At 36.5% G+C, this 13555-nt stretch carries 9 protein-coding genes and 1 pseudogene; all 10 read right to left on the reverse strand.

The genetic code is table 11. The annotated features are described in order from the left end of the window. Positions 1–166: 166 nt before the first annotated feature. Complete coding sequence (locus tag C7K43_RS08330) at positions 167–1243, reverse strand: hypothetical protein (protein WP_124006446.1); 1077 nt, start codon at positions 1241–1243, stop codon at positions 167–169. Further along, the gene (locus C7K43_RS08335) at positions 1236–2339 is read right to left on the reverse strand and encodes a DUF4352 domain-containing protein (protein ID WP_124006447.1); all 1104 of its coding nucleotides are present in this window, start codon (positions 2337–2339) and stop codon (positions 1236–1238) included. The genes C7K43_RS08330 and C7K43_RS08335 overlap by 8 nt, the downstream gene beginning before the upstream one ends. A 218-nt stretch (positions 2340–2557) precedes the next feature. Next, positions 2558–4504, reverse strand: coding sequence for a beta-glucoside-specific PTS transporter subunit IIABC (locus C7K43_RS08340; RefSeq protein ID WP_124006448.1), 1947 nt, complete (start codon positions 4502–4504; stop codon positions 2558–2560). A 697-nt stretch (positions 4505–5201) separates the two neighbouring features. Beyond that, positions 5202–5765, reverse strand: a complete 564-nt coding sequence (locus tag C7K43_RS08345) for a nucleotidyltransferase family protein (protein ID WP_124006449.1) — start codon at positions 5763–5765, stop codon at positions 5202–5204. A 122-nt stretch (positions 5766–5887) separates the two neighbouring features. Beyond that, positions 5888–6417 (reverse strand): annotated as a pseudogene (locus C7K43_RS13680) (GNAT family N-acetyltransferase). A 184-nt stretch (positions 6418–6601) separates the two neighbouring features. Then, on the reverse strand, positions 6602–7687 hold the full coding sequence (locus tag C7K43_RS08355; protein ID WP_124006450.1) for a CAP domain-containing protein: 1086 nt from the start codon (positions 7685–7687) through the stop codon (positions 6602–6604). Positions 7688–7943: 256 nt separating this feature from the next. After that, positions 7944–9224 (reverse strand): polysaccharide deacetylase family protein, encoded by a 1281-nt coding sequence (locus C7K43_RS08360; protein WP_124006451.1) that lies wholly within the window; start codon positions 9222–9224, stop codon positions 7944–7946. Positions 9225–9355: 131 nt separating this feature from the next. After that, the gene (locus C7K43_RS08365; RefSeq protein WP_124006452.1) at positions 9356–11509 is read right to left on the reverse strand and encodes a transglutaminase-like domain-containing protein; all 2154 of its coding nucleotides are present in this window, start codon (positions 11507–11509) and stop codon (positions 9356–9358) included. 4 nt (positions 11510–11513) lie between these two features. After that, positions 11514–12509, reverse strand: coding sequence for a DUF58 domain-containing protein (locus C7K43_RS08370; RefSeq protein WP_124006453.1), 996 nt, complete (start codon positions 12507–12509; stop codon positions 11514–11516). Continuing rightward, positions 12506–13450 (reverse strand): AAA family ATPase, encoded by a 945-nt coding sequence (locus tag C7K43_RS08375; RefSeq protein WP_124006454.1) that lies wholly within the window; start codon positions 13448–13450, stop codon positions 12506–12508. Before C7K43_RS08375 ends, C7K43_RS08370 begins: the two co-directional genes overlap by 4 nt. Between the last annotated feature and the right edge of the window lie 105 nt (positions 13451–13555).

A 13555-nucleotide genomic window follows, 5' to 3' on the forward strand; every position in this document is an offset into this window, starting at 1 on the left:
CTCAATATAGGATTTTTCTTCGACGCTTTTTCTTACTAAAAAACTTGCCAATATCTCTTGATTCATAAAATTTTTGGTTGACTTCTTAAAAAAAGGGGTTGAAAAGCAAGAATTACATGTTTATTTTGTCCAAAAAACCCTCCTCATTATCTGAGAAGGGAACTTTTTAAATTTCACCTTGGCTTTTTTGTCCTTCTTGCCAACGCGCCTTATTAGCATCTGGTAAGGTGATTTTACTTGTATGCGACCATTCATCCGGCTGTTGTGTATATGTCTCAAAGTCAATTGATTGAATCAACCATTCTTCTGCTCCTTGGTCAAATTGCATCGTAACTACCGCATTATTTGAAGCATTCGTTATCTCTTCAGTTTTTTTATCTGCAGTCTTTGCCTCGACAGACAAACTAGTATCTGTATAAAGATCAAAGATTGCTGTAGGTTCATCGTCACTACCCTCAATTTTGAGTGATTCGCTGTTCATAATAAACTCTTGAAAGGTTTGCTCCACTGATTCAACATAGGGGCGAAGGCCATCGAATGTTTGCTGTAATGTGGCCTTTGTCTTATCTTCTGCGCCAGTAACTTCACTAAAGTCTAAATTATTTTGGATCCCTTGGTTCATTGAACTATAATACGAAACCACCTGATTTAACAGTTTCTCTTGAAAAGTTGTATCTGCAATAAACGCCTCTTTTTCTTCTAAAGTAAACGTTTGGTTTTCGCTAGTTAACTTTGCTTTATGGTCTTGTTGTAAATCTCCATAAACGGGACTATTAATAGCATAAGACATTGAATAATCCGCACCAATTAATGGACCCACTTTTGCATTTTCAGTCGTCAATAAATGGTTGCCTACAGAAATAGTTGCTTCCGTATTATCTTCAGTTTCAAGCGTCAAATAACGTGGACGAGGCACGAATTTAGTTGGAGTAAACCAACCATCTTGCCCCATTTGTTCAAATACAGTCTTACTATTTGTATATTTTCTAATTTCATTTTCTTTATTTTTTTCAGGGAAGCTTTCAGCAAAAATCAAAAAGGTCTCTTTATTTAATGTTTTACCATCATTAAATGACGGCGAGATTTCATGAAATTTTTCATAGTCTTTTTGAGCAATTGCCTCGGTTAAAAGTTTCATTTGATGTTTAGTCGAATTTTGCCAATAAACAGCACCTAAAACAACCACCAGTATAAACAAAAATACACCAACAACTAAAATTATTTTGTTTATTTTACTACTCACGTAACCCTCCCATAAAACTTGCCTCTAATTCTTTATAGTCGTAGTTGTCATTTGAATCAGAAGTATCGACTGTCCATTGTTCCTCTTCTTTAGTTAAGTTCAATTTATAACCGTTGCCGTCCATATATTCTGGTTGGCTTACATCTTCATCACCAAATTTTTCTGGTAATTTTTGTAGTATATATTTTTCTGCATCTTGTTGTGCTTTTTCATAGTCTGAGTATTTGCCTTCATTTTCGTCAACAAATTGATCGCCAATTGAATCAAAATCGATCTTATTAAAATCAATCACTTCAGGTTTTACATAAACCGTTGCTTGGTTAGGAGACAAAGAGGCAATATCATATTCCACATTGGCTTTTTCTTGGTTGGCTTTTTCAAAAGCCTCCACTGCTTTTTGTAATTCGCCCGCCGAAGGGGAATAGGCATAAAATTCTTTTTTCAATGCATCAGAAAAAATTTGGTTAAAGTTTTGATGTTCATCATTTGTATCATTCCCCAATTCAGCAGCGTCTTCTTCATCTGAATCTTCTGTATTTTCTTGAGCTAAAAAGACTTGAGACACGTACTGCTCAGATAATGTTTCTAATTCTTCTGAAGCGTCCTTATACTTTGAAGCATCCACATCAATCTCCACTTCATCTTGATCCTCTGAATCTTCTGCCAATACAGGTGTGTAATGTAATTCGTATTTTTTATCTTTATCTACTTTAAATACGACATAACCCGAGACATTTTTTCCACCTGATAAGTTTGTATTATTCAGCATTTCAAAATTTTCATCATCTGTATAAACATCAGCGTTGGCAATCTTATTGTCATCTTCATCATAAAGCGTTAGATCACCGCTGGATACTTGCATAGTATCTTTCGTATTATTTTTGATAGCTACGTCTAAAGCAAGATAGCCTTCATTTTCTCCTACGCTTTCGCCTTCTTGTAAAACATAGTCCCCTTGATTAACTTTGATGGTTGCGTCTTCTGTTTGCGCTTCTGACTCATTATTGCTCCCACCACCGTTTCCGCCATTGCTACAACCTGCTAAAAATAAAATGCTTCCCAACATAAGCATCTTTGTCGTTACTTTCTTCTTCATATAAAACAACCCCCTGCTAATAAAGTATAAAAATAAAATATTATATAACAAATTATACTTTTTTTGCTAAGTAAATACAACCGGAATGTCCGCATGCCAGTGCATAAATCAATTTAATAGTATTTTTAAATAATGATTATCTGCTAAAAAATAACATATAAAAGACGACGAAACTAGGTAATGTCTGCTTTCGCCGTCTTTTTTAAATCTATTGTTTTTTAACCAACCGCAGTAAATAAATAATCTCCATGTTCTAATCGTTTTTCCTCGGTAATTAATACCTCGGTAATCTCACCTGTATTGGTCACAATGATCGGAACATCTAGTTTATAACCTTTTTGTTTAATTTTATCTATTTCAAAACGAATTAACGGCTGCCCCGCTAATACCTCATCGCCCTCATTTACAAGTTTTTCAAAACCTTCTCCTTCTAATTCAACGGTATCTAACCCAACGTGAATTAAAATTTCTGTGCCAAGCTCTGTTATCAAACCGATCGCATGACCAGTTTTGAAAATCATGCTAACTTTGGCGTCGGTCGGTGCATAAATGATGCCTTTACTAGGCATCATCGCAATACCTTTACCCATGGCTCCACTGGCAAATACCTCATCTTCTACATCTGTTAAATTTTTTAATTCACCATCTAAAGGGCTGGCAATGATCTCTTGCTTGCGACTTGTTTCAAGCTCAGCTTTACTTAAAGGCTGTTTACTATTTTTTCCACCCGTCTCTTCAGTATTTGTATCAACTTGCGGCGTTTTCATAAACATCTGAATCATAAAAGCGATCACTGTCACTAAGATAAATGAAATCACTCGATGCCAAAAGTTCATGGTAATTTGTCCGTCATCAGTAATATAATTCGTGATAGAAAAAATTCCTAAACCTCCGATACGGTAAACGACCACATCAAAAAAGCCTGTATAAGCTCCACCTATAGCACTAGAGATTAAAGCAATAATAAAAGGTTTCTTCATTGGTAATAATAGCCCGTAAATCCCTGGTTCAGTTACACCGAATATGGAAGCAATTGTGGCTGGAATCCCAATATTTCTCACATTTTTATCTTTATTTTTAATAATAATGGCCAATAAGACCCCTAGTACACCAAAACTGGCGCTTCCTGAATTAGACAAAATTGGTGTAAAACCTTGTTCAGAAAGCTGTAATATCCCAATAGGAGCCAACCCCCAATGCAAGCCAAACATTACAAGAAGTTGCCATAAACCGCCGACTAATGCACCAAAAATGAGGGGGCTCAATTTATAAATACCCATAAATACTAAACCGATCAAATCAGTGCCCCAAGTAGCAACAGGTCCGATAACCAAAATCGCAAGCGAAGCTGCGACTAATACCGTAAAAAATGGGGTTAAGAATGAATTGACCACAGATGGAATAATTTTTTTAAATCCTTTTTCAACTTTGGCACCAAACCAAATCGCTAAAATCGTTGGAATGACCGTTGAATAATAGCCTCCAGGAGGTAATAACACCGGAATACCTAGAAATGTCGTAAATACGTCTGCACTAAATGGCGTTCCTGTAAATAATGTATAAAGCGGTTCTCCTGCGGATAGATCGCTTAAAGATGGATAAACAAGAGCAAAGGCGATTGCTAGAGCAGAATAAATATTCATACGGAATTTTTTAGCCGCCGTTAACGCAATGACAACCGGTAAAAATTGAAAGAAGCCATCGCCGACTGCATTCAATACCGCGTAAAACCCGCTATTTGCTTCATTCAGCCCAAAAACGCCCAATAAAGCAACCAAGCCCTTGATCATCCCAGTAGCACTTAGTACCAAAATAAATGGTTGGAAAATGCCAGAAATCAAATCAATAAATTTATCGAGTAATGTTCGATCCTTATTTTTATTATTGGTAGTAGATTCAGCATGTCTACCATCGATATTAGAATTATTTAAAATCGCTTCATAAACCGCGCCAACATCACTACCAATAACCACTTGGTATTGTCCACTTGCTTGAATGACAGTGACAACACCTTCTAAATTTTTTAAGTAGTCCGTATCCGCTAAGTCCTCATCTTTTAAATAAAACCTCAGGCGCGTCATACAACTATGTAATTCTGAAACGTTATTTTCACCTCCCACATGTTCGATGATCTCTTTTGCCAGCTTCTTATAATCTTTTGCCATGATTTTCCTTCCTCTGCTTTATAATACGTTCATCTTGTTCAAAAAATGATAAGTGTATGTTTTTAAGTGCTAATTTCTATGTTCTTATCAACGGTAAAAATACGGTTAATATTAAAAATTTAAATCATTTCCCCATTTTTAAATAAAAAGCCTAAACAAGACAAAAAAGATCATAGCATAACATAGCTAATTTTGTCTTGATTAGGCTTTTCTTTTACATAAATAATTTGACGTTTTTTAGTACACTGTTTTAGTTACGGTTAGTAAAGACAATTTTTTATATAGTTAAACACATAAGAATGCAAAAGCAGTATGGCTATGGGTAATTAAGGGCAGTAGATATGAAAAACAGTGTACCTAATTTCCTTTAAGAACAGCACTTTTGAAAAACAGTGTGGCTAATTTACTTATTAAGCGCAAAAAATGCTACATTTTGCTAAATAAGCACACAAGAGTTTAAAAATAGTGAGACTATCAGTGATTAAGAGCAGTAGATCCAAGAAATAGTGAGGCTAATTTTCTGTAAGAACAGCGTTTTTGGAAAGTGGTGGGGGTAATTTAAACACCTGTCACAAAAGCCGAAAAAATTCAGTTAAAAAAGAAGGTAAGAACTCCTTTTATAATATTGCCTTTACAGATACGATACCTTGTTGTTTTTCTTTTGCTCTGTGCTATTTCTCTCACTACCATTATCGTTTTAGTTATTCAAACATAGAAGCTGTGGCCATTTATCTGCCCAATCCTTTTGTAAGATTCTCTTTCTATAAGCTGCCATGCGTTTAACATCTTCTTGAAAGTAAGGTGTAGGACATACTTTGAATTGAACAATATCATTAATTCCATAAGGACAAAATAATTCTACTTCTGTACGGTTATTGTTGAGCTTTGCACCAATAGCTGTACAAATCTCGGGAAATTTTGAAATTGCATCGCAAGAAGATTTATACGGTTGTGTGTTAGGGTTGTGAGAATGCATATATATTTGATTTTTTACTTCCCAGTTAAATCTGGTGTGCTTTTTGCATAGATTATTTTGGATTTTTAAAGTATTCTCGTAACTGATACGCTCATCGTAAAAGATCACATCAACGTCAGTTGTAAAATCAAAATTTCCTTTGCCACTTAGATAATTCCAGATAAGGTTTCTGATCGCCCCTGCACAAAGCCATGCGTCTTGAAGATTTAACCTATCAATCGTGCATAATATATCCATCATCGTAGAATCTTCTTCTATGATTTTTTTTAGGTCTTTTATGTTCATTTTCTCTTCCTTTTATAATTGCTTCTTTGCTAAATAAAGCCATAAGCCTTTTTAATAAATCCATAGTTTCCAAAAAATTTATGCATATCTATCAATAAAATCTCTCCTAATTCTTTGTCCGTTCAAGTCATTTCGTCTTTTAAAATTCCATACATGTATTCATCGCCATAAGTACCGTCTTTTCGTACTATCTGTTGGCGTAGTGTTCCCTCCAACTGCATTCCAACATTACTTAAAACCAAGCTAGAAGCAGTGTTAGCAACATCACACCAGCCAATAATACGACGGTAACCCACTTGTTTAAATAAAAATGCGACTACACAGTTTGTCGCCTCGGTCATTACTTGCTTAAGACATAACCAATGCCACACACTTCTGCTTCTTCATCCACTTGAATAACTGAGATCATCCCAACCAAGTTCTTTTGATACTCAATTCCCCAGCAGTAATAATTTAGTTCATTATAAGGACGAACGACCATCTTTACATATTCTTGGGTGACCTCTTCAGATTGATGAGCATACCAAGTTGTATACTTTGCTACTTCTTTATCACCCGCCCAATTGTTAAATATATCATGGAAATCTTCTAGCTTTAATTTTCGTAAAGTCAATCTTTTAGTTGTTAATTCTTGTGTGCCCACATGATTCATACACTCATCCTCCTCGTAAAATTTTCTTATTCATTTCATACAAAATTATCATTGTTATTCATTTAAGTCTATCACACAGATGTAATGTTTGGCGGCAAATTTTAAATTGTATTAAAAAAAATAGGTCATTTGACAAAGAAAAGCGCCTTCCCATGGTTTCCCACAAAAAGGCGTTAGTTCTCGTTTATTGTGTTAAAAAGTTTTCCGTATAAAGCGGCTGGTTATCTTCATTAAAATCAACGCCAACTCCTAGTTCTGAAAAACCGTCGTTTACAATATTTTTACGATGACCTTCAGAGTTCATTAGTCCTTGATGAGCGAAGATACTACTGGTTTGTCCTTGTGCTAAGTTTTCACCAGCGCTCATAAAAGTAATCCCATCTGCTTGCATCCGGTCAAATGGTGATTGTCCTTGTTGGTTAGTGTGATCGAAATAATCATTTACTGCCATATCGGTACTATGTTTTCTAGCCGTCTCTCTTACTTCTTCGTTCCAATCCAACACATTTAACCCACGTTTAGAGCGTTCAGCGTTAGTGATATCAAATAGCTGGTATTCAAAACCTTCTTTTAAAGCATCACTAGCATCAGCATAAGGAGAGCTTTTCGTTGTTTCTAATGATTCTTCCACAATTTGCATTGCTGTCACTTCGTCATTTTCATGTACATCATAAAAAATGGTTACATAATTCCCGTCGATCCGATAAGTATCATATTCGCCATCACTATTTGTTTGCATATTAAAACCGCTATGTCGAACCGCATTTTCTGCTTCGCCCAGTTCCTCATGAACTTCAGATTTTGTTGTTCCCAAGGCAATATCATTTTGAGAGGCCACTAAATCCTGGTTGGTATACAATCCTTGGACTATTCCTTGCTGGTCGTAAGCAATCATCAAGAAATTTTGATAATCTTCATGATAACTTGCCCACTCAAGCCCATATTCATTGGTCGTTTCACGAGCTGGTTCTCCAGCTGTCTCTTCAATTACTTCTCTACTATCCCCAATTTCAACATTTCCAATTGAAAAAGTCTGTTCTTCCGGCTGAGATAATTCTAGTGACTTTGTTTGACTTTGCTCGTTACTTTCATCATTTCCCGTAACTGAATCATATAATGACGCTGCTTGTTCTTTCACATAATCAAAGCTTAGCTCTTGACCAAAAACTTGTGTCGTGAAATTTTCTACAGGTTCTTCCCAAAGCGGTTTTGTCCAAACCGCAATCAATACAATGACAATTAATTTAGCTAATTTTTTAAAGATAGTCATTCCACCTTCTAATATCTATACAAAAACGGAGCAGCTTGTTCAAGTTCTTTTCCAGTCTATTGCCCGATTGCTTACTCTATTATTTTAACCATTAATGTCCACTTGAAGACAATACTTTTGATCCTTTGTTATGAATTTCTATACTATATTAAGAAAATATAAATAAATGACAAGCTTTATAACTTGTGCCACCTTTTAATTAACCTAACAACAGTGTGCAAAAAACAAGAACCAGAGAGTCCCTGATTCTTGTCCTCTATTGATCCCGCTTATGATCGTAGACGTCTTTTACATTCATAAAATCTTCCAATACATCATTTTTTCCGTCCAATTCAGACTTGAACCGAATCCCATCAAGGTTGATGCGCGCGTTGCGATAATAATTTGAATTGAATTGTCCCCAAGAAGGTACAGAAGCATCTACGTTACAAAAAATACGAAACCCTTGCTGCTTCAGATAATCATATTTCGGATTTTCATCATAAGGGTGGAAATCGCTGATATCTGCCCCGTGTGGATAAATTAAGACATCGGTGTCGCCTATAATTGGTGCAACCTCGTCTTTCCAACGTTGTGTGTCCTTAGCTATCTGTTCTTTCCCATTTTCTGCCATATTAATGTGTCCCCAAGTATGAGAAGCAAACGTCCAACCAGTATCTTTTAAACGATTGGCAACTTGTTTTGCTTTTTCGATCTCCTGATTGGTTTTTTCATTATTCCCATATTCAGACTTAGATGTTCGATAGCCGAGCGCTCCATTATAACCCGTCAAGGCTAAAATACCTTTGGAACCATGGTAAGAAAAATCAGGATGTTCTTCGACAAATTCATCCAATATAGGTACCATGTCATAATCGCCGGTTTTTTCTTGTCCGTTATCTTCATAGGTATTTTTGACTTTACCTTCTTTGTCTACAACCAATTTATCGGCAAAGCCAGCACCTTTCATATATTCATAATAGTTGACATCATCTTGGGAAAATATCAAAGGCTTTTTCCCTTCAGGCAAACGAACCCCTTTAAACTGCAATTTACCATCTGAATTTTCTTCAACTAGGTCTTCAAATGTCACAAGAACATAATCGTTATCGTAAAGTTGCTGAATGGTTCTCTTAAATTCAGTAATCGTAATCATATAATCTTTATAACCCTGCGCTTGTTCTTTATCGTTAAACGCTTTTTGCGGGTCAACAATCAGACTGTGTACAAATACATGTGAAATTTCCTCCGGGTCTTGCCAAGCCACAAGTTGGCCCTTCTCTTTTTCAAATGTTGTCTTTAGCTTATCAGCTGACTTTGTATCTTCATCTTCTAATACCTTGATAGCTCCGTCATAATTATAGTGTTGGGCAAGTAATTTTGCTTGTTCGAGCTTCTTATTCGCTCTTTTTTTAGCAGGAACGGTGGAAGTTGTTGCAACCGTTTCTTGTTTTTTTGATTTTGTTTTGTTATTTACAAACAGGTTAAAACTAAAACCCAGTGCTAAAATTGCGACTACCGCCAACAGTGCTACAAGCCATTTTTGAACTTTTGTCATACTCCGCCTTCTTTTTCATACTGTACCTAACTTTTCCCACATTTGCCTAAAACTGCCTCAATTGACTCCTTATGAAAAGTCTATCGGTTTTTTACAACAATAACAAGGTATAAAGTAAAACAATCGCTTTGTTATTTTTTGATTTTAGCAAGTTTTCTGGTTAGCTCAAAAATCAATTTGCGTTCTTGTTCGTCTACTTCTGCCACACTACCGTAAAGGCTCTTTTCATAACTATCCGTAAGCTTGATGAAAGTTCCATTAAATTCAGGATAACGTTCTTCAAAAATTTGCGCATACTGATTTAACGGTTGCTCAGGGGTGCGAAAAACAAATTTTTCGGCTCTGTTCAACAATTTTGGATAAATTTTTAAAATAGATGCGTTATTTATTTTAATTAAAACTAGCATGTACAAATAAAAATAGTTTCTCCATAATATATAAACAAGCCCTAGTATCGCTACAATTAATCCCCCATAAAGAATGTTTCTGACAAATGGAGAGATTTGCAGGAACCGATTATTCGTTGGTCCTGTTCCTTCCTCTGTTTCTGTTGCTGTCGTACTTTCTGTTGACGTTGTACTACTGCTTTGTGTAGAGCTTGTTTCAGTTGTTTCTTCTGTCGTTGAACTGTTAGTCGTCGAACTGTCTGTGTTATCATTTGCCGCAGCATCTGTTTGTTCTAATGGTTGTGAAAATGATGGCGTTGGTTCAAATGGCAGCCAACCATATCCTTCAAAATATACTTCTGGCCAAGAATGAGCATCACTATTACGTACAACATAACGATCCTCACTTACTTCTTCGCCACTAGAAAAACCCTTGGTCCAACGTGCTGGAATGCCGACAGAGCGTAGCATCACAACCATCGCGGAAGAAAAATTATCACAATAGCCCACCTGAGAATTAAATAAAAAGTGATCCACATAATCTTGGTTTTCTGTAGGAAAGCCGGCATCGATTTTCGAATAACGGAAATTTCCCGAATTTTTCAAGTAATCTTGAATCGCTGTTACTTGTCCAATCAAGGTATCTTCTTCGGCTGTTAACTCTTCAGCTAAATCACTCACCCGTTCTGGCAATTGTTCTGGTAGTTGCAAATAATCAAGTGCTGAATCTGGTGTTGCTAAAGACACATCGGCAAGTTCTTCCATCGTATAGTCAAAATCTTGCCAATCGATTTGAAACGAATCAGGTTGGGACGTATTTTGAAAATCCACGCGTTGTGTTTCTTGGTTCACATAAAGTTCAGTTGTCGCATCTTCAACCCTTACCTGCTTATTGCCGTAAGGTAAAGGTAGATAAGAATCTAGCACTTCACGATTGAGCCTGATTTCTTCTTTCTCGGCAAACGAACCTTGATAGTCATTATTAGGCAACTCGATTTGTGTTCCGTTATAGGCATCGAGCACAGCATCTTCAGACCCCAAACTTTCCCAACCAGAGCCAGTATAGCGACTCTTACTGTCTATGCGCCAATAGTGGGGTGATCGTTGTTGTGCTTCAAGAATTATTTGATTATCATCTAAAAGCGGCCCGCCTAATACTTCGTCATTTTCACTAAAACCACTACGAGACAAATTTCCTGCGCCAGTTTCTTCGATAAATTGATAAAAACCTTTGGTATTCAAATAATTCCTGAGCGTAGCGCTGGGCTCCAACATTTTCGTTTCGATAAATTCACTAGGAATCGCCAGCGTAACTAGTAAAAATACGCTAAGCAACGCTGTAATAACCAAATAATTTTGTTTATTTTTCTTATGAACAATCAGAAAACGTTGTAATAAACCTAGACTAGCAAAAAGAACGATTTCTACATGCAATTCGATATCATTATAAATTGTCAAAAATAACATATAGCAGATAATAATTAGGTAACTTATGACCACTCGTTCGTATTCAATTACCAATTCTATTAACAAAATCATGAAGAAAAAAACCAAACTAACAGCAATTTCTTCAGGTAAATAGCCAATTCTTCCCATAATAAATAGTTGATTTAAATTAACCAACCGCTCCCAAAAAATTGCCCCCCAGTTTAAAGAAAAGGACATATTTTGCGGAAAGTTTAAAAACAAGCCACTGTACAAGACCAGAAAATAAAGAGGAATTTTCAAAAACCATCTTGGAATAATGCCTGCAATCAAACAAAACAGCGCAATGACTACAATATTATAATTTAGCTGATTTTCCATATGGTAAAACTTTAGAAGTTGGTAAAATGCAGTCGAAAAAGTGAGAAACGTAAGAATCATTGGGGTTGCTTTATTATAAATTCTTTTGCGCATCGCCTCACTCCTTTAGTTGCTGCAGTAGCTGCTGATAATCATATACTTGAATGGGTCGCAGTGTTGTAGGTTGTAGATTGATTTCTGGAACAAACAGGATAACTTGCTTTTGCCCAAAATCAGGAATTTTAACTTCCTGTTCTAAGGGTTGAATAAAAGCAAAATCTTCTTCCGTTATACGCATTTGATCGCTAACCTGTTGGCCTAAAAGAACAAATCGGACATCTTGATTTAATAATTCTTGCCATAAAGAATAAAACAAACTCAAAAGATGCTCAAAATAAGGACTATTCGCACCATAAAAAAGTAAGATTGTCTCACTTGGTTCTTTCTGTTCGTATTCACGTAAAATCAATTCTTGTTGCTTACTTGATATTTTCCAATCAACCTGGCCAAGCCGATCACCTGGTTGATAAGGACGGAATTTCTTTATTTTAAAAGAATGCTCGCCGAAATTTTGAGCATTACTTGATAATTTTTTTTGAAAAAAATAAGACGCTTGCTTATTTAACGGGTGCACAGGTGGCAATACAAGCCAATCAACTGTAAAACGGTGAATGGCCTCTTTTTTAAACCAGCCAAAAAGGTCGGAGCCTACGAGATGAATCGTCTGTTTTTTTACTGGACCGCGCGCTTGTGGTTTCCAAGTGACTCTCAATTGTTTTTGTTGACCGTGATAAAATAAATAAGTAAATGTTTCCAGATACTGAGATGAAGAAAGCTGGAGATTAGCTAGCCAGAGAATTTTCCCCCGGTGTTTTCTCATCTTGATTTTAACGGGAACTGATTTACCCGCGTGTACCAGTAGATAAGATTGCGCGCTAAATTGAATATTTTGTAGCGCACCAACCAAGCTAAAAGCTTCTGTCAAGACAACTAGCGTAGCAAATATGAATAAGAACCAACCAGTGTCAGAAGGAAACGCCAGCGCATAAACGCCGATAAACAAATAAATAAACAGTAGGATTAGCCAGCGCCAAATCTGCTGAAGGTACTTCATTTTTTCACCTGCCGAACAGGAATCGGCACTTCCTCGACCAGTTGATCTGTCACCGCCCTAAGCTGTTTAGCATCATGAGATCCACCTTTTAGTTGCAAGCGGTGACCAAATGTTGCAGGAAGGATAGTTTGTAAATCCTCAGGGGTGACATAGTCTCTCCCTTGGGTTAATGCATAGGCACGTGCACCATGCAGAAAAGCTGCACTGCCTCGAGGGCTGACTCCTAGTGCGATCGCCGAATGGTTTCGGCTGGCAGTAACTAATTGTAACGCATATTTTGCCACTTGTTCGTCAACATATACCTTAGCTACTAGCGTTTTTAGTTCTTCGACTTCCTCTGCACTAACAATTTGTTTAATTTCCACTTCAGCTTGTTGATCATTGAACATTAATCTCAACTCGTCGTCAAAAGAAGGATAGCCAATTGATAAGCGGAACAAAAAACGATCTAGCTGAGCTTCGGGCAAAGGATATGTTCCTTCATAATCAACTGGATTCTGGGTAGCTAAAACAAAAAAATGAGAAGAGAGCGGATAGGTGTGATTATCGATCGTTACAGCTCTTTCCGACATAGCTTCTAGTAAAGCCGCTTGAGTCCTGGGCGTCGTTCGGTTAATTTCATCTGCCAACAAAACCGTGGTAAAAATAGGTCCTGGACGGAATTCAAACTGATTCGTTTGTGAATTTAAAATTGTGACACCGGTAACATCACTGGGTAATAAATCTGGAGTAAACTGGACACGCGAGAACGTTCCTTTTATGGCCTTAGCTAACGTCTTAATCATCATTGTTTTTCCTACACCAGGAACATCTTCAAAAAGTACATGACCGCCCGCTAGTAGCGCTGCAATCGTTAATTGAATGACTTTTCGTTTACCGAAGATCACTTTTTCAACTTCGTCAATCAAACGAGGAATCTTATTTATTTTTTCATCTTGCACAATATCCTCTCCTTACCGCATTTAAAACGAGTTTTGGGAGTAGCTAAATAGATTCTTTTTATTATACTTCATGAAGTAGGGTTTATGTCAAATCTCTTCTTAAAA

The sequence above is a fragment of the Tetragenococcus koreensis genome (assembly GCF_003795145.1).
Lineage (GTDB): Bacteria > Bacillota > Bacilli > Lactobacillales > Enterococcaceae > Tetragenococcus > Tetragenococcus koreensis.